The 17,734-nt window shown below is 74.2% G+C and carries 13 protein-coding genes; 11 read left to right on the forward strand and 2 right to left on the reverse strand.

Annotated features, from left to right (window positions below; translation table 11 throughout):
* The first annotated feature begins 49 nt into the window (after nt 1-49).
* A complete protein-coding gene (locus F1544_RS03590; protein WP_167582167.1) occupies nt 50-403 on the forward strand; it encodes a VOC family protein in 354 nt (117 codons plus the stop codon).
* A 25-nt stretch (nt 404-428) separates the two neighbouring features.
* Here the strand turns inward: F1544_RS03590 and F1544_RS03595 are convergent, their stop codons facing one another.
* Nucleotides 429-1,451 carry a LacI family DNA-binding transcriptional regulator gene (locus F1544_RS03595; protein ID WP_167582169.1) on the reverse strand — a complete coding sequence of 341 codons (1,023 nt, stop codon included), beginning with the start codon at nt 1,449-1,451 and terminating at the stop codon, nt 429-431.
* Between the two features lie 358 nt (nt 1,452-1,809).
* Between F1544_RS03595 and F1544_RS03600 the strand changes: the two genes are divergently transcribed.
* From F1544_RS03600 to F1544_RS03630, 7 genes are all read left to right on the forward strand, one after another.
* On the forward strand, nt 1,810-3,315 hold the full coding sequence (locus F1544_RS03600) for an alpha-N-arabinofuranosidase (protein WP_373368053.1): 1,506 nt from the start codon (nt 1,810-1,812) through the stop codon (nt 3,313-3,315).
* A 53-nt stretch (nt 3,316-3,368) separates the two neighbouring features.
* On the forward strand, nt 3,369-4,664 hold the full coding sequence (locus tag F1544_RS03605) for an ABC transporter substrate-binding protein (protein WP_167582173.1): 1,296 nt from the start codon (nt 3,369-3,371) through the stop codon (nt 4,662-4,664).
* Nucleotides 4,664-5,614: a carbohydrate ABC transporter permease gene (locus F1544_RS03610; protein WP_167582175.1), complete on the forward strand. Its 951-nt coding sequence runs from the start codon at nt 4,664-4,666 to the stop codon at nt 5,612-5,614. The genes F1544_RS03605 and F1544_RS03610 overlap by 1 nt, the downstream gene beginning before the upstream one ends.
* Nucleotide 5,615: 1 nt before the next feature.
* Nucleotides 5,616-6,509 (forward strand): carbohydrate ABC transporter permease, encoded by an 894-nt coding sequence (locus F1544_RS03615; RefSeq protein ID WP_167582177.1) that lies wholly within the window; start codon nt 5,616-5,618, stop codon nt 6,507-6,509.
* Between the two features lie 37 nt (nt 6,510-6,546).
* Complete coding sequence (locus F1544_RS03620; protein WP_167582179.1) at nt 6,547-7,422, forward strand: phytanoyl-CoA dioxygenase family protein; 876 nt, start codon at nt 6,547-6,549, stop codon at nt 7,420-7,422.
* An 87-nt stretch (nt 7,423-7,509) separates the two neighbouring features.
* On the forward strand, nt 7,510-8,334 hold the full coding sequence (locus F1544_RS03625) for an aldo/keto reductase (RefSeq protein WP_167582181.1): 825 nt from the start codon (nt 7,510-7,512) through the stop codon (nt 8,332-8,334).
* Nucleotides 8,331-8,987, forward strand: coding sequence for a GAP family protein (locus tag F1544_RS03630; protein ID WP_167582183.1), 657 nt, complete (start codon nt 8,331-8,333; stop codon nt 8,985-8,987). Before F1544_RS03625 ends, F1544_RS03630 begins: the two co-directional genes overlap by 4 nt.
* Before the next feature lies 1 nt (nt 8,988).
* Here F1544_RS03630 and F1544_RS03635 read toward each other — a convergent pair whose 3' ends face one another.
* The gene (locus F1544_RS03635) at nt 8,989-10,890 is read right to left on the reverse strand and encodes a diguanylate cyclase domain-containing protein (RefSeq protein WP_167582185.1); all 1,902 of its coding nucleotides are present in this window, start codon (nt 10,888-10,890) and stop codon (nt 8,989-8,991) included.
* 89 nt (nt 10,891-10,979) lie between these two features.
* On the opposite strand from F1544_RS03635, the gene F1544_RS26090 reads away from it, so the two are divergent.
* From F1544_RS26090 to F1544_RS03650, 3 genes are all read left to right on the forward strand, one after another.
* Nucleotides 10,980-13,271 (forward strand): molybdopterin-dependent oxidoreductase, encoded by a 2,292-nt coding sequence (locus tag F1544_RS26090; RefSeq protein WP_167582187.1) that lies wholly within the window; start codon nt 10,980-10,982, stop codon nt 13,269-13,271.
* Nucleotides 13,272-13,464: 193 nt separating this feature from the next.
* The gene (locus tag F1544_RS03645) at nt 13,465-15,288 is read left to right on the forward strand and encodes a serine/threonine-protein kinase (RefSeq protein ID WP_167582189.1); all 1,824 of its coding nucleotides are present in this window, start codon (nt 13,465-13,467) and stop codon (nt 15,286-15,288) included.
* Between the two features lie 235 nt (nt 15,289-15,523).
* Entirely contained in the window at nt 15,524-17,722 is a 2,199-nt protein-coding gene (locus F1544_RS03650; RefSeq protein ID WP_167582191.1) for a transglycosylase domain-containing protein, read from the forward strand.
* Nucleotides 17,723-17,734: the final 12 nt, after the last annotated feature.

Here is a 17,734-nt window from a genome sequence, read left to right on the forward strand (position 1 = left end):
GGGCCGCGGGGGTCCGAACACGGCGACCGCAGACGTCCTGGAGGACGACATGGCGAGTGGTGTGGCGAGCGTGTGGGTCCCGGTGGACGACATGGACCGCGCGGTCCGCTTCTACGGGCAGACCCTGGGCCTGGAGGTGGCGTCGACGTCGCCCGTGTGGAGCGAGGTCACGGCGAACGGGCTGATGATCGGCCTCAACGCGCGCGAGGGCACGGCCCGCCACGCCGACGGCGGCGCCGTGATCTCGTTCCAGCCCGACGGGAGCATCGACGACGAGGTGTCCCGGCTGCGCGAGGCGGGGGTCGAGTTCACCGGCGAGATCAGCGACCACGAGTGGGGTCGCATCGCGCCGTTCAAGGACAGCGAGGGCAACGACCTGCAGTTCTACGCGCCGCCCGCCTGACGACGCGGCGACGGTGGGGCCGGGGCTACCGGCCCCGCCGGGTCGTCGACTCGCGCTCGACCACCGTGAAGCCCACCGTGACGTCGCGCGGCGCGGCCGACGGGTCGGCGATGCGGCGCTGCAGCAGCTGGACCGCCTCGTCGACGAGGTGGTCGAGGTCCGGGGCGACCGAGGACAGCGACGGGACGCGGTAGCGGGCGTCCTCGACGTCGTCGAAGCCGATGACGAGGACGTCGTCGGGCACCCGGACGCCGTGGTCGGCCAGACCGCGCACGACGCCGAAGGCCAGGGTGTCGGTGACGCAGAAGATGCCGTCCGGCAGCTCGTCCAGCGCCAGCAGGTTCTCCGCGCAGCGCACCCCGGCGGCCTGGGTCACCCCGGCGTGGGTCGCGGTGGCGCTGACCCCGCCCTCCCGCACGGCCCGCAGGAACCCCTCGGCGCGCAGGGTGAACGCCGCGCCCTCCGGCACGACGAAGTCGGCGAGGTCGTCCAGGCTGGGTGATCCGACGATCGCGAGGCGGCGGCAGCCGCGGGACACCAGCAGCCGGGTGGCGGCCTCGGACCCCTCGAGGTTCGGCATGCTCACGTGGTCGACGGTCTGGTGCAGCTCCTGCTCGCCGAGGACCACGACCGGCACCTCCCGGCTGAGCGCGTTGATCTCCCGCTCGGACAGGCCCAGGGCCGCGATGACCAGCCCGTCGTAGGCGTTGAGCCGGGAGTCGCGGAACGCGGCCAGCTCGCCCTCGCGGCTCGCGTGCGTCTCCTCGACCACCGTCGCGAGCCCCGCCTGGGAGAACGCGAGGACGAGGCGGTGCCCGAGCTGGCTGTAGTAGTGGCTGTCCAGGGTCGGCACGGCGATGCCGACGACCCCCGTGCGCCCCTGGCGCAGGCTGCGCGCGGCGACGTTGACCTGGTAGCCGAGGCGCTCGACGGTCTCGAGGACGAGCTGGCGGGTGCGGGCGCTGACCGGCCGGCGCCCCGTGAGCGCGTTGGAGACGGTCATCGGCGAGACGCCGGCCTCCTGGGCCACGTCCCGCATGGTGACCATCGAGCTCCTCCCGCTCCGCGTGCCGGACCGCGGTGAGCGCGCCGTCCCGTGGATCACGGTACAGGGACACGCAGAGGTCAGGTCCTTGACAGCGTCGGTGCGGCAGTTCCACTATACCGATACACGTTTACCGATACACACTCGTGCACGACCGCACCGACGAGGGTGCGCGACGGCCACGAGGCGACGACCAGACCTCTTGCGGAGCAGCGCTGCTCGACCCTCCGGGCCGGTTGCCCGCACCACCCCGATCTCCTGCGAGGACCGCGTGCTCGACGACCCAGCGGCCGGACCGGCCACCACCCGGCCGGCCGTCCCCACCGACCCGACCTCCCCCCAGGTCCGGGCCGTCCTCGACGTGGACCTGCCCGGGGCCACGATCAGCAAGCACGTCTACGGGCACTTCGCCGAGCACCTCGGCCGCTGCATCTACGGCGGGTTCTGGGTGGGGGAGGACTCCGACGTCCCGAACGAGGGCGGCATCCGCCTCGACGTGGTCGAGGCCCTGAAGGCCCTGGACATCCCGAACCTGCGCTGGCCCGGCGGCTGCTTCGCCGACACCTACCACTGGCGCGACGGGGTCGGCCCGCGCGAGCAGCGCCCCACGATGGTGAACTCCCACTGGGGCGACGTCGTGGAGGACAACTCCTTCGGCACCCACGAGTTCATGGCCCTGTGCGAGCTGCTGGGCACCGACCCGTACGTCTCGGCCAACGTCGGCAGCGGCACCGTCCGCGAGGCCGCGGAGTGGATCGAGTACCTGACCCGCGCCGACGAGTCGCCCATGGCGCAGCTGCGCCGCTCCCACGGCCGCGAGGAGCCGTGGAGGGTCCCGTTCTGGGGCCTGGGCAACGAGCCGTGGGGCTGCGGGGGCGGGATGGGCGCGGGCGCCTACGCGGAGCTGGCCCGCCAGTACGGCACCTACAGCCTCGACCACGGCGACAACCACCTCTACCGGATCGCGGCGGGGGCCGCCGACGCGGACTACCCGTGGACCGAGGTGCTGATGCAGAACCTCGGCCGCTACCTGGGGGTCGGCGAGGTCAGCGGGCACGGCAAGAACACCTACCAGGCGATCTCGTTCCACCACTACACCGTCGTCGGGCCGACGTGGGAGAACAAGGGCTCGGCGACCGACTTCGACACCGACGAGTACTACCGCACCATGGTCAAGGCGGCCGAGATCGAGCGGATCATCGCCGGGCACGCCAACGTCATGGACGCCTACGACCCCGACCGCCTCGTCGGCCTCGTCCTCGACGAGTGGGGCACCTGGTTCGACGTCGAACCCGGGACCAACCCCGGCTTCCTGTTCCAGCAGAACACCCTGCGCGACGCGCTGGTGGCGAGCGTCCACTTCGACGCCTTCCACCGCCACGCCGACCGCCTCGTCATGGCCAACATCGCCCAGACCGTCAACGTGCTGCAGGCCATGCTGCTCACCGACGGCGACGCCCTCGTCCTGACGCCCAGCTACCACGTGTTCGAGATGAACAAGGGCCACCAGGGCGCGGCGGTGCTGCCGCTCACGGTGCGGGGCGAGGCCCCGGTCCACGACGTCGACGGCACCGCCCTGCCGACGTTCTCCGGCTCGGCGAGCGTCCGGGACGGCCACGTCCTGGTCTCGCTGAGCAACCTCGACGCCACCGCGCCGCTGACGGTGGAGGTCGACGTCCGCGGTTCCGCGGTGGGCGCCCCCACCGGCCGGCTGCTCACCGCCGGGTCCCTCACCGCGCACAACACCGCCACGGACACCGCGGTGCAGGTGCGCGACCTCGACGACGTCTCCGTCGAGGACGGGGTGCTGCGGGTGACGCTGCCCGCCCACAGCTTCGCCACCGTCCGCTTCGCCGTCGACGCCTGACCTCTCCCGCACCACCACCCCACCCCTCGACTCTCCCGAAGGAGGGACTCCGCGTGAACACGCCGTCCCGCACCCCGCTGTCGTCCCTGTCCCGCCGCCACCTCCTCGGCCTCGCCGGGCTCGCCGGCGGCCTGGGCCTCACCGCCTGCTCGTCGGGCTCGTCCGGGTCCGGCGACCCGAACACCTTCGACTTCTGGTCCTTCACGGGCATCAACCAGAAGGACGACGTCGCGGCGTACAAGAAGCTCGCGCCGGACGTCAACGTGAAGCTCACCGAGGTCGGCAACGCGCAGGAGACCGCGCAGGGGCTCACCACCGCCCTGGCGGGCGGGAAGGTCCCCGACCTGGTGCTCATCCAGGCCGGTGACCTGCCCAAGTTCATGAAGAACCCCGGCAACTTCACCGACCTCAAGACGCTGGGCGCCGACGACGTCCAGAGCGAGTACGTCGACTGGGTGATGAAGCAGGCCACCGCGCAGTCCGGGGAGATCATCGGCATCCCGACCGACGTCGGCGGCATGGGCGTCGCCTACCGCACGGACCTCATGGCCGCCGCCGGGCTGCCGACGAACCGCGACGAGGTCAGCGCGCTGTGGCCCACGTGGGACGACTTCATCGCCACCGGCCAGCGCTACACCCAGGCGAGCGGCAAGGCCTTCATCGACAACGCCGCCACCACCGTGTTCCTGCAGGCGGTCTCGCAGGGCGAGGAGCAGTACTACTCCGCGGACGGGAAGGTGGTCTACGCGACCAACCCCATCGTCAAGCAGTCCTTCGACCTCGGCCTGAAGGCCATCGCCGCCGGGATCACCGCCAAGCTGGAGAGCTTCACCGACGGCTGGAACGCCGGCATGGCCAAGGGCGACTTCGCCGCCGTCGCGGCACCGTCCTGGATGCTCGGCTCCATCCGCTCCGCGGCCCCGGACACCGAGGGCAAGTGGGACATCGCCACCATCCCCGGCGGCAGCGGCAACTGGGGCGGCAGCTACCTGGCCATCCCGGCGCGGGCGGCGAACCCGAAGGCGGCCTGGACCTACATCTCGAGGATGCAGTCCCCCGAGCAGCAGCTGCAGCACTTCATCGAGTCCGGGTCCCTGCCCACCACCCCGGTGAACTACGACAAGCCCGAGCTCGTCGACCACACCGACCCCTTCTTCAGCGACGCCCCCACGGGCAAGATCTTCACCCAGGCCGTCCTGGGCCTGAAGCCCTTCGTCAACGGCGAGTACAACACCGAGATCAGCACCGAGCTGCTCAACGGCCTCAACGGCGTCGAGGGCGACGGGGCGCCGGCCGCCGCCGCGTGGGACACCGCCGTCAAGAACATCAAGACCGCGATCGGCGCCTGATGAGCGCCACCCTGACCCCCGGCAGCCTCCGGGGCGTCAAGCCGGCCACGGCCACCCGGCCGGTGGAGAAGCGCTGGGAGCGGGTGGCGCCCTACGGGTACGTGGCGCCCTTCTACGTCCTGTTCCTGGTCTTCGGCCTCTTCCCGCTGCTGTTCACGTTCTACGTCTCGCTCTTCGACTGGAACCCGATCGGCGACAAGACGTTCGTCGGCCTGGCGAACTTCCAGCAGCTGGCCGGGGACCCGCGGTTCTGGAACGCGCTGCGCAACACCTTCAGCATCTGGATCATCTCCACCGTCCCCCAGCTGCTCATCGCGCTGATCCTGGCGCAGGTGCTCAACAGCGCCTACCTGCGGCTGGCGAACTTCTACCGGATGGCGATGCTGCTGCCGTACATCACGTCGGTGGCGGCGACAGCGATCGTCTTCGCGCAGCTGTTCAACCGCGACTACGGCCTCCTGAACTGGTTCCTGGGGCTGCTCGGCATCGGGCACATCGACTTCATGTCCACCGCCCTGGGCAGCCACCTGCTCATCTCGGTGATGGTCATCTGGCGCTGGTTCGGCTACAACACGCTGCTCTACCTGGCCTCGCTGCAGGCCGTCCCGCGCGACCTCTACGAGGCGGCCGCGATGGACGGGGCCGGGCCGGTCAAGCAGTTCATCAACATCACGCTGCCCTCGCTGCGCCCGGTCATCGTCTTCACCGTCATCATGTCCACCATCGGCGGGCTGCAGATCTTCACCGAGCCGCTGCTGCTGTCCAACGGCACGCTCACCTGCGGCACGGCCCGCCAGTGCCAGACCCTCTCGCTGTTCCTGTTCGAGCAGGGCTTCGGCTCGTTCAAGTTCGGCTACGGCTCAGCCGTCGGGGTGGCCCTCTTCGCCATCATCGTCGTCGTGGCGTTCATCAACTTCCTGCTCTCGAGCCGTCTGGGGAAGAAGGCCTGACATGACCACCACCACCGACCCGCCCCGCCGCACCGCAGCGCCCCAGCGCGCGTCCCGGCCCCGCCGTCAGCCGCGCATCGCCCGGGTGCGCTGGTACACCTACCTGCTCCTCACCCTGGCCGCCCTGGCCTGCATCTTCCCCGTCTACTGGATGTTCGTGGTCTCCTCCGTCGGCTCGGCGGCGGCCACCCAGCTGCCGCCGCGGGTCATCCCCGGCGGGAACTTCCTGGGGCTGCTGAAGCTGGTCTTCGAGACCGTGCCGTTCCTGCGGTCGCTGTTCAACAGCTTCGTCGTGGCGGCGCTGATCGCCGTCGGTCAGGCGTTCCTGTGCTCGCTCGCCGGCTACGCCTTCGCGAAGATGACGTTCCGCGGCCGGGACGCGCTGTTCCTCGTCCTCGTGCTGACCATGACTGTGCCGGCCCAGCTGGCCATCATCCCCCAGTACATGATCATGTCGCGGCTCGGCTGGGTGGACACCCTGCAGGCCCTCGTCGTGCCCGGTCTGGTCAGCGCCTTCGGCATCTTCTGGATGCGCCAGCACATCAGCGCCACCATCAGCGACGAGCTGCTCCAGGCGGCGCGCATGGACGGGGCGAACTCCTGGCAGATCTTCGCCCGGATCGCGTTTCCCGTGGTGCGGCCCGCGGCCGCGGTGCTGGGGTTGCTCGGGTTCGTCAACGCCTGGAACGACTTCCTCTGGCCGTTCATCGTCCTGAAGTCCCCCGACATGTACACCGCGCAGATCGCCATCAAGGCCCTGCAGAGCAACATCTCCGTCGACCTCGGCCTCGCGATGGCCGGGTCCTTCCTCGTCACCGTCCCGCTCCTGGTGCTGTTCGCCTTCTTCGGCAAGCAGATGGTCTCCGGGATCATGGACGGGGCCTTCAAGGGCTGAGACCCTTCCCCCACCACTCGCCACCGGGAGGACACCCGTGAGCACCAGCACCACCGCCCCCCTCAGCGACAGCCAGGTCGAGCACTTCCTCGAGAAGGGCTTCGTCGTCCTGGAGCACTGCTTCGACGCCGAGCAGGCCGCCCCGATCGCCGACCGCGCCTGGGACCGCCTCGGCGTCGACCGCGACGACCCCACCACCTGGGACCGCCCCCGCGTCCACCTGCCCTCCGTCGAGCACGTGGACGCCGCGGAGTTCGCCCCCGCCGCCTACGCCGCCGCGTGCCAGCTGCTGGGCGGTGAGGACCGCGTCCAGACGCCGTGGCAGTGGAGCGACGGCATCATCGCCAACCTCGGCGTCGGCGCCGACCGCCCCTTCGACCCGCCGTCGGCCGAGGTGGACGGGTGGCACAAGGACGGCGACTTCTTCCGCCACTTCCTGGACTCCCCCGAGCAGGGCCTGCTGACCATCGTCCTGTGGACCGACGTCCTGTCGCAGGGCGGCGGGACGTTCGTGGCGACCGACTCCGTCGGCGTGGTCGCCCGCTTCCTCGCCGGGCGCCCCGAGGGCGTCCTGCCCGACGAGCTGCAGCAGACCGCGCTGATCCGCCAGTGCCACGACTTCGCCGAGCTCACCGGCAAGGCCGGCGACGTCGTGCTCATGCACCCGTTCATGCTGCACGCCACGTCCCAGAACGTGCTGCGCGCGCAGCGCCTCATCACCAACCCGCCGCTGGCGCTGAGGGAGCCGATGGACTTCGACCGCGCCGACGCCTCGCTCTCCTCGCCGGTGGAGCAGGCCGTCCTGCGCGGCCTCGGCGTCGACCGCCTCGCGTTCCGCCCGAGCGCGCCCCGCGAGGCCGTCGTGCCCCCGCGGCTGCGGGCGCAGCAGGCCGCCGCGGGAGCCGCCGGCTGAGCGAGGCCGTCCCCGGTCCGGGCCGTCCCACCGGGCGGCCCGGATCACGCGGTCCTACGTTGGCGGCAGTCCACTCGAGGAGGAGCAGTGCCGAACGTCCCGAACCTTCCGCTCAACGACGGGGTCGAGATCCCGCAGCTCGGCCTGGGGGTCTGGCAGGTCCCGCAGGAGCAGACCGCCGAGGTCGTCCTCACGGCCCTGAACGCCGGCTACCGCCACATCGACACGGCCGCCGGGTACGGCAACGAGGCCGGCGTCGGCGACGCCCTGCGCGCCAGCGGCCTCGCCCACGAGGACGTGTTCGTCACCACCAAGCTGGCCAACGAGGCCCACGGGCGCGAGAAGGCCCTGCGCGCCTTCGACGAGAGCATGGCGAAGCTGCAGCTCGAGTACCTCGACCTGTACCTCATCCACTGGCCCGGCCTGGCCGACGACTACGTCGAGACCTGGCAGGTCCTCGAGGAGCTGCAGCGCGAGGGCCGCATCCGGTCCATCGGCGTCTCGAACTTCCAGAAGACGCACCTGCGCAAGCTCTTCGACGAGACGGGCATCGTCCCCTCCGTCAACCAGGTCGAGCAGCACCCCTACCTCGTGCAGGACGACCTGCGGGCGTTCAACGCCGAGCACGGCATCCTCACCGAGGCGTGGAGCCCGCTGGCCAAGGGCGGGGACCTCCTCAAGGAGGACGTCATCACGTCCGTGGCGCAGGAGCTCGGCAAGGACCCGGCGCAGGTCGTCCTGCGCTGGCACGTGCAGCTCGGCAACATCGTGATCCCGAAGTCGGTGACGCCCTCGCGCATCGAGAGCAACATCGACGTCTTCGACTTCACCCTGACCGACGAGCAGGTCGCCGCGATCTCCGGCCTGAACCGCGACGAGCGCACCGGGCCGGACCCCGACACCTTCGGGTGAGCCCCGGCCTCGCGCTGGCGCTTGCGGGCCTGGCGCTGCTCGACGCGCTGAACACGTCGGCGATGCTCGTCGCCGTCGCCGCGCTGCTCGCCGCCCCCCGACGCCCGGTCGCCTCCGCGATCGCGTGCGTCGCCGGGGCGGCGGCGGTGTTCCTCGTCGTGGGCGTCGCCCTGTACCTCGGCGCCGCGGCCGCCCAGGACGCCGTCACCGGCGGCCTGCTGGCCGTCCGCCGCGCCGGGCTCGTCCTGCTCGCCGTGCTGCTGCTCGTGCACGCCGTCCGGCGCGCGCGCACGCGCCCCGGGCGCGCCCCGGGCCTGCCGCGGTGGTTCTCCCCGGGCACCGCCGTGGCGCTCGGCGCCGCCGGTGCGCTCGGCGACCTGCCCACGGCCCTGCCGTTCCTGCTCGCCGTCGAACGGCTCGTCAGCGCCGACCTCTCCACGACGGCCGCGGTCCTCGCGCTCGTCGGCTACGTCGTCGTGCTCTCGCTGCCCTCGCTCGTCGTCCTGGGCTTCGTCGCCGCCCACCGCGAGCGGGCCCGCTCGCTGCTGGCGGGGCTGCTCGGGCGCCTCGGCGGCAAGGAGCGCAGCGTCCCCGTCGTCGTCGCGTGCGTCGTGCTGGCCGCCGCCCTCCTGGTCGCGGCGGCCCTGGCCTAGGTCAGCTGCCGGTGCGGGGCTGCGCGCGCAGGTCCAGGACCTTGACGCCCGCCGCGCGGACCCGGCCCTTCCCGGAGCCCTTCGCCTCGTACATCGCGCCGTCGGCCTGCTGCAGCACCCGCTGCGGGTCCGCGCCGAGCTCGGCCATCGCCAGGCCGACGCTGATGCCGACGTCGAACGACCACCCCGCCACCGGGAACGGCGTGCGCATGGCGTCGACGACGCGCTGGGCGACGGCCTGCGCCGCGGCCTCGTCGGGCAGGTCGGGGCACACAACGGCGAACTCGTCGCCGCCCAGGCGGGCCACCGTGTCGCCCGGGCGCACGGCGTGCGTCAGCCGCTGCGCGACCCCGATGAGGACGTGGTCGCCGGCCGCGTGGCCGCCCGTGTCGTTGACCGGCTTGAAGTCGTCGAGGTCGCAGTACAGGAGCGCGACCCGGCGCCCCGAGCGCGAGGAGGCGTCCAGCGCGTGGCGCAGCCGGTCCTCCAGCAGCGTCCGGTTCGGCAGACCCGTCAGCGGGTCGTGCAGCGCGGCCTCGCGCAGGCGGCGCTGCACCAGGCGGCGCTGGGTCACGTCGGCGACCTGCACGACGGCCGCGATGTCGCCGGTGCGCGCACCGTCCGGAGTGGTCGGCCAGGCCGCCATCGCCAGCTCCAGCCACACCCGCCCGTCCCCGTGCTGCAGCTCGGCGTGCCAGTGCCCGGGCTCGCCCGCCGCGACGCCCTCGACGAGGCCCTGCACCGCGTCGACGAACGCGTCGCGGTGCACGTCGGCGACCTGGTCGGCCCAGTCGGAACCCGCCACCACGTCGCCCGTGCCCAGCATCGAGACGAGGCGGTCGTTGACGCGGGCGACCGTCGCCGAGCCGTCGGCGCGCAGCCGCAGCAGCGCCACCCCGAGCAGCGCGTCGTCGAAGGTCCGGCGGAACAGCTCCTCGCGGCGGCCGGCGACCACCACGGCGCGCTCGCGGGAGCGCACCACCAGCGTCATCACGAGCGTCACGGCCCCGGCGGTGGAGAGCAGCGCCTGCAGCACGTGCAGCTGGGGCGACGTCAGCAGCGCGGCGGAGCCGGCCGCGCCGACCGTCCCCGCGGTCGTGACCACGGCGACCAGGAGCAGCGCGCTCAGCGCCCGGCCCACCTCGAGCCGCGCCGAGCCCCACAGCAGCGGCACGACGACGACGAACGACCAGGGGCCCGGGTCGGAGAACAGGAAGACGGTCGCCGAGATCCCGGCCGCCGTCGCGAGGACGCCGAACCACTCCAGGGCCGCGAGGCGGGCGGAGCGGGCGTCGGAGGGGGGCGTGGGCACCGGCAGCAGCAGCAGCGGGGCCACGAGCAGCACGCCCAGCACCTGCGTCGGGACGTAGGCGAGCACCTGCGTCGAGGCGTCCGTCGACTGCGCGAGCGGCGCCGCCGCGAGGATGCCAGCCACCGCGCCCGCGCTCAGCCCCCACGCGTCGCGGCCGCGCCGCAGCCGCACGGGCGCGCCGCCGGCCAGCAGCGTCACGACGGAGGCGCCGACGCCGCACTGCAGCGCCTGGGCGCTCGCGAAGACCGCGGTCGCGGACGCGTCGTCCCCCACGAGGCGGCCGGCGACGACGGTGCCCACGAGGGTCCCGCCGACCACCCACCAGCGGCGCGCCGGGCGCCGGACCGCGAGCGCCAGGGCCGCGCCCGCCGCGGGCCACCAGACGGTGGCGCCGAGCGAGTCGGCACCGACGAGCCCGGTCATCAGCACACCCAGCACGGCGACGACGGCGGCCGTGGTCACCGCGAGCCGCGGCCCGCCGCCCCGGACGCTCCCGTAGCCGCCGTTCGAAGGACCGCCGCCCGAGGTGCCGTCGCGACGTCGCTGGGCCGGACGGGTGAGGTCCCCACCTCGGGCCGGTGCCGTGATCATGTGCCCTCTTCGGCAGGTCGGGGCCGGACCTTGAGCGCCCGGACGGACGAAGTTTCCCCCGCGCCGCGCGCGTGCCGGATCCTGGGCGCGTGAGCACCGTCCCGCACGCGTCGCACTGGGGTTCCTTCACCGCCGTCCGCGAGGCCGACGGCAGCGTCGGCGTCCGCCCCCACCCCGACGACCCGGACCCCTCCGCCCTGCTCGCCAACCTCCCGGTCGCCGCGACCGGCAGGGCGCGCGTGCTGCGCCCGCACGTGCGGCGCGGCTGGTGGGAGGACGGCGCGGGCCCCGACGAGCGGCGCGGGCGCGACGAGTTCCTCGCCGTCGGCTGGGACGAGCTGCTGGACCGCCTCGCCGCGGAGTACCGGCGGGTCCTGGACACCGACGGCCCCGAGGCGGTCTTCGGGGGCTCCTACGGGTGGGCCAGCGCGGGGCGCTTCCACCACGCGCAGAGCCAGCTGCACCGCTTCCTCAACTGCCTGGGCGGCGCGACGCGCTCCAGCGGCACCTACAGCCACGGCACGGCCGAGGTGCTGCTGCCGCACGTCCTGGGGTCGCTGGAGGCGCTGGTCTCGCCGACGGCGTGGTCGGTCGTGGAGGCGACGACGGAGCTCGTCATCGCGGTCGGGGGCCTGCCCGCGAAGAACGCGCAGGTCGCCTCGGGCGGGATCAGCCGCCACGAGGTCGCCGGGCGGCTGCGCGGGGCCCGCGCGCGGGGCGCCGAGTTCGTCCTCGTCTCCCCGCTGCGCGACGACCTGGCCGCCGAGCTGGACGCCGACTGGTACGCCGTCGAGCCCGGGACGGACACCGCGCTGCTCCTGGCGATGTCGCACGTCCTGGTCACCGAGGGCCTGCACGACGAGGAGTTCCTGCGCACGCACTGCGCGGGGCCTGAGGAGTTCCTCGCGTCGCTGCGCGGCGGCGACGACGGCGTGGAGAAGACGCCCGAGTGGGCCGCACCCCTGACGGGGATCAGCGCGGAGCGGATCCGCGCCCTGGCCCGGCGGGCCGCGGCGGGGCGCACCCTGGTGACGCTGAGCTGGTCGGTGCCGCGCGCCCGCTTCGGCGAGCAGCCGCTGTGGGCGGCGATCGCCTTCGCCGCGCTGCTGGGCCAGATCGGCCTGCCGGGCGGCGGGTTCGGCCACGGCTACGGCTCCACGGGCGGGGTGGCGCGGCGCGCGGGCAGCCTCGCGCTGCCGACCCTGCCGCAGTTCGGCGACCCGCTGCGCCGGCGCATCCCGGTGGCGCGCATCGCCGACGCCCTGCTGCACCCCGGCGAGGAGTACGCCGTGGACGGGCGCACCGAGACCTACCCGCGGCTGCGGCTCGTGCACTGGGCGGGCGGCAACCCCTTCCACCACCACCAGGACCTGCAGCGCCTGCAGCGGGCGTTCCGGGCCGCGGACACCGTCGTCGTGCACGAGCCGTTCTGGACGTCCACGGCCCGCCACGCCGACGTCGTGCTGGCCGCGACGACGACGATGGAGCGCGTCGACCTGGGCGCCGCCCGCTACGACGACCGGGTCATCGCGATGGGCCGCGTGCACGAGCCCCTCGGCCAGGCGCGCGACGACTACGCGGTCCTCGCCGCCCTGGCGCAGCGCCTCGGGGTGGGGGAGCGGTTCACCGAGGGCCGCACGGCGCAGCAGTGGGTCGAGCACCTCTACGAGCAGTGGCGGGAGGGGCCTGCGGCGCGCGCCGGGATCGACGCGCCGCCCTACGCGGGCTTCGTCGCCGCCGGCGAGCTGGTGCTGCCGCCGGAACCCACCGAGCGGGTCCTGCTCGCGTCCTTCCGCGCCGACCCGCAGCGCCACCCGCTGCGCACGCCCAGCGGGCGCATCGAGCTGCACTCGGCCGTGGTCGCCGGATTCGGCTACGACGACTGCCCCGGGCACCCCGTGTGGCGCGAGCCCGAGGAGCGTCCCGACGCGGCGTTCCCCCTGCACCTCGTCGCGAACAACCCGGCGGGCCGCCTGCACAGCCAGCTCGACCACGGGGCGACGTCGCAGGCGTCGAAGGTGGCGGGGCGCGAACCGCTGCGCATGCACCCCGCCGACGTGCGCGCGCGCGGCCTGGTGGCCGGGCAGGTCGTCGTGGTCCGCAGCCGGCGCGGCAGCTGCCTCGCCGGGCTCGTGGCGTCCGCGGACGTGCGCGAGGGCGTCGCGCAGATGTCGACGGGCGCCTGGTTCGACCCCGTCGCGGGCGCCGCGGCCGGGGTGACGTGCGGGCACGGCAACGTCAACGTGCTGACGACCGACACGGGCACGTCGCGGCTGGCGCAGGGCTGCACCGGGCAGCACGCCGCCGTCGAGGTGTCGTCCTTCGACGGGCCGGTGCCGCGCGTCACCGTGTTCGACCAGCCCGTCACGTCCGGGGCGTGAGGGAACCCCGGGGCGCGTGAGCGCGTCGGAGGGGAGCAGACGCGACGGACGCCTTTTACCCCCGGTGCGCCTGGGGTGCAAGGCGCTCCACCGGACCGTTGCCGCGAACGGGCGGTCGCGGCCCCCGGATGCGGCATCATGGAACTCCGACCACGGTGCGCACGTCGCACCGCCGAGGCCCTGAGGAGCCACCGTGACCGAGGGATGGCCTGACGACCGGGTGACCGGCGCTGCGGACGTCCCGTCGATCGTGCGGCACTGCGCGGGCCCGGTGGGGGACGAGGACCGCTACGAGATCCTCGGCCCGGCCGACGGCCCCGACGAGGGCTGGCACGTCCTGGACCGCGACGCGGGGGCCGGGGACGCGCTGTTCACCCTCGTGACGCTGCGGCCCACGCCGCGCGCCGGTCAGGACGCCGAGGGCCACCAGGCCGAGCAGGAGATGTGGCGCGAGCGCGCCGCCGGGCTCACCCGGGTGCGGCACGAGCGCCTCGCCGGCGTGGTCACGACCTTCCGCGGCCCGGCGCCGCACGCGCCGGGGCGGGCCGTCGCCGACGACGAGCCGTGGAGCTACGCGGTGCTGGAGCAGGCCTCGGGCCGCTCGGTGGCCGACTGGCTGCGGGACGACCCGGGCGCCCCCGTGCAGGAGCGCCTCACGGTCCTCGCGACCGCGGCCGGCGTCCTGCAGGAGCTGCACCGCGGCTCCGACCACGTGCCCCCGCTGGTCCACGGCGACATCTCCCCGCGCACCGTCCGGCTCGGCGGGTTCTGGCCGTCCGACGGCGTGCGCCTGGCCGGGGCCAGCCTGGGCGGGCTGCGCCGCGGCCCCCTGCACGGCGACCCGGCCTCGCCCTACACCGCCCCCGAGGTGCGCGCGGGCGGCCTGCCCTCGGCCGCCAGCGACGTCTTCGGCTTCGGCGCCACCGCCATCACCGTCCTGACGGGCCAGCCGCCCGTCGTCGGCCACGACGGCGAGCCCGACCTCGACCTCGTGCGCCGCCAGCTCGGCGCCGCGCCGTACACGGCCCCGCACCCGGGGATGGCGGAGCTGCTGCTGCAGGCCGTCGCGACCGACCCGCACGACCGCCCCGACCGGCTGCCGCTGTGGGTCAACGCGCTGCGCGCCCACGTCGACCCGTCGCCCGCCACCGAGGCGCTGCCCGTCGTCCCGGTCGGCCACGTCGTCGCGGAGGACCCCGCGCGCGCCGCGGCCGGCACCCGCTCGCTGCCCCGCCGGCCGGTCGCCGTCGTCGTCGGGGCCCTCGTCCTGGCCACCGCCGGGGCGGGCATCGCCATCGCCGCCGTGCAGCAGGGCCGCCTCAAGGACGTGCCGAACCCCGTCGCGATCGTGCAGCCGGCACCCGTGACGCAGTCGACCGACGCGCTCGGCGTCCCGAGCACGCAGGCCCCCAGCGCGGCGCAGGAGAGCGCGGAGGGGGACAGCGCGCCCTCGACGACCACGCGCCGGCGGCCCAGCAGCAGCTCCTCCGGTGCGGCGAGCACGGCCCCCGGGACCGTGCCGGGCGTCCCCCCGACGTCGGCTCCCGGCGCGCTCGTGCCCGGCGAGGCGCTCGTGCCGCCCGCCGGCGAGGTGCCGACCGTCCCGCCGCTCATCCCGCCCGCGGTGTCCGGCCCGTTCCCGCCGTCCGCGGCGCCCGTGCCGTCGTCCCCGCCGGTCACGTCGCCCCCGGTCACGTCGGCCCCCGTGACGTCGCCCCCCGTGACGTCACCGCCCGTGACGACGCCGCCGGTCATCACCCCGCCGCCGCCCTCCTCGGCGCCGCCGGCCTCGCCCCCGCCGACGTCGCCGCCCCCCTCGTCGCCACCCCCGTCGTCCCCGGCCCCGTCGTCGCCGGCCCCCACGTCGTCGCCCTCGCCGACGACGGAGCCGACCAGCCCCTCGTCGAGCCCGACGACGACGATCCTGCCGAGCGCCTCCGTCACCGTGGAACCGCCGAGGTCCGGCGGGCCATCGGTCCCGCCGTTCGCCTCGGGCCGACCGCCCGTCCGCCCCTGATCCACCCGCGTCCCGGGCCGCCGCCGCGGCCGGCGGGGCCGCGTGGAGGTGCTGTGCACACCTCGGGGTGCGCCCGCCCGAGGGCGGGGTCCGCCCTCGGCGTGCCCGCATACTGGATGTGACCGGTGCGCCCGACGGCGGGGCCGGTCCCCGCCGGCCGCCCCGGTGGAGCAGGACCAGTTCCAGGCGCACCGCCGGTGCCGTGCGCTCCCCGACGCCGGAGGACCAGACCGCAGTGGCAGCACGCCGACCCGCCCCCGCCCCGACCCGCGCCGCGACGAAGGCGGCGGCGCGCCGCCCGAAGCGCCGCGGCCGCCGGATCGCCGCGTGGCTCGGTGGGCTCGTCGGCCTCGGTCTGGTCCTCGGGGTCGGCGGCTTCGCGGCGGCGTACTCGCTGACCGACATCCCGGACCCGAACGCCCTCGCGGACGCCCAGGTCAGCACCGTCTACTACTCCGACGGCACCACCGAGATCGGCGACTTCGCCACCCGCAACCGGGAGAGCGTCACGATCGACCAGGTGCCCCTCGTCGTGCAGCACGCGGTGCTGGCGGCCGAGGACCGCAGCTTCTACGAGAACCGCGGCGTCTCGCCGACGGGCATCGCGCGCGCCGTGTGGAACAACGTCAGCGGCGGCTCGCAGCAGGGCGGCTCCACGATCACCCAGCAGTACGTGAAGAACTACTTCCTCACGTCCGAGCGGACCTACAAGCGCAAGTTCGACGAGTTCTTCCTGTCGCTGAAGATCGACCAGGCGCAGTCGAAGTCGGAGACGCTGCAGGACTACCTCAACACCGTCTACTTCGGGCGCAACGCCTACGGGATCCAGACCGCGGCGCAGGCGTACTTCGGCAAGGACGTGGGGCAGCTGAACGCCTCCGAGGGCGCGCTGCTGGCCGCCGTGCTCAAGGCGCCCAGCGCGCTGGACCCGCGCAAGGACCCGGAGGCGGCCACCCAGCGCGTCGACTACGTCCTCGACGGCATGGTCTCCGAGGGCTGGTTGTCGGCGACGGACCGCGCGGCCTCCGGGCTCCCGCCGACCGTCGAACCGTCGCAGGAGCCCGACGCCTACGCCGGCACCGACGGGTACCTGCTGTCCACCGTGCGGAGCGAGCTGCTGTCCCCCACGGTCGGGCTCACCGAGGACGAGCTGGACCGCGGCGGCTACCGGATCGTCACGACGTTCGACGCGACCGCCCAGGCCGCCGCGGTGGACGCCGTCGCCGAGCAGCTGCCGGAGGACCGGCCCGCCGGCTTCCAGGTCGCGGTGTCGGCGATCGACCCGGCGACGGGCGGGGTGCGGGCCATGTACGGCGGGGCGGACTTCCTGCAGCGCAGCCGTAACGCCGTGACGCAGGACACAGCTCAGGCAGGGTCCACCTTCAAGCCGTTCGCGCTCGTCGCGGCGCTCGAGGACGGGATCTCGCTGCGCAGCACCTACAGCGGGTCCAGTCCGATGACGGTCAAGGGCTGGAGCACGCCCGTCAGGAACTTCGGCTCGGAGTCCTTCGGGCGCATCAACCTGCTCACGGCCACCGCGAACTCGGTGAACACGGTCTACGCGCAGCTCAACGCCGCCGTCGGACCCGCCAAGACCGAGCAGGTCGCGGTGCGGGCCGGCTACCCCGACACCACGCAGGACCTCGCGGACAACCCCGCCAACGTCCTCGGGACGGCGGCACCGCGCCCGATCGACGTCACGCAGGCCTACGCGACGTTCGCGGCGCAGGGGGTCCGCAACGACTGGCACACCGTCGCCTCCGTCGACGACGCGACGGGCGCGCGGACCTTCACCGCGTCGCCCACCAACCAGCGGGTGTTCTCCCCCGAGGTGATGGCCGACGCGACGTACGCGATGCAGCAGGTGGTGCAGCAGGGCAGCGGCCGCTACGCCCGCAACCTCGGGCGCCCCGCGGCCGGCAAGACCGGGACGTCCAACGGCAACAAGTCCGCGTGGTTCGCGGGCTTCACCCCGCAGCTCGCGGCGACGGTGGCGCTGTACCAGATCGGCGAGGACGGCAGCCAGCAGACGGTCAAGCTCGGCTCCGGCGAGGTCACCGGCGGCTCCTACCCCGTCCGCGTCTGGACGGCGTTCATGCGGGCGGCCCTGCAGGGCCAGCCGACGCAGGCGTTCCCGAAGCCCGTCTACCTCGGCACCTCCCGCGGTGCCCCGGCCGCGACGAGCGCGCCGACCCGCTCGCGCACCCCGTCGCCGTCGACCAGCGCGACGTCCTCGCCCAGCGAGACCGCGACGGCCTCGCCCACCGAGTCGCCCACGGCGTCGCCGACCTCCTCGGCGACGGACGCCCCGACGTCCTCGCCGACGGCGAGCGCCGCGACCTCCTCCGCGCCGTCCACGACGCAGGACGCCGCCCAGGCCGTGCCGACGCAAGCCCCCGACCAGCGGTCTGCGAGCGCTGGCCCGACCGGGTGAGGGAAGCTGGGT

This window comes from Kineococcus rubinsiae (genome assembly GCF_011839805.1).
Taxonomy (GTDB): Bacteria; Actinomycetota; Actinomycetes; order Actinomycetales; family Kineococcaceae; genus Kineococcus; species Kineococcus rubinsiae.

Excerpts from the sequence above, each read along its gene's own strand:
- F1544_RS03590 (WP_167582167.1), top strand. The coding sequence starts at position 50 with ATGGCGAGTGGTGTGGCGAGCGTGTGGGTCCCGGTGGACGACATGGAC.
- F1544_RS03595 (WP_167582169.1), bottom strand. The coding sequence starts at position 1,451 with ATGGTCACCATGCGGGACGTGGCCCAGGAGGCCGGCGTCTCGCCGATG.
- F1544_RS03610 (WP_167582175.1), top strand. The coding sequence starts at position 4,664 with ATGAGCGCCACCCTGACCCCCGGCAGCCTCCGGGGCGTCAAGCCGGCC.
- F1544_RS03615 (WP_167582177.1), top strand. The coding sequence starts at position 5,616 with ATGACCACCACCACCGACCCGCCCCGCCGCACCGCAGCGCCCCAGCGC.
- F1544_RS03635 (WP_167582185.1), bottom strand. The coding sequence starts at position 10,890 with ATGATCACGGCACCGGCCCGAGGTGGGGACCTCACCCGTCCGGCCCAG.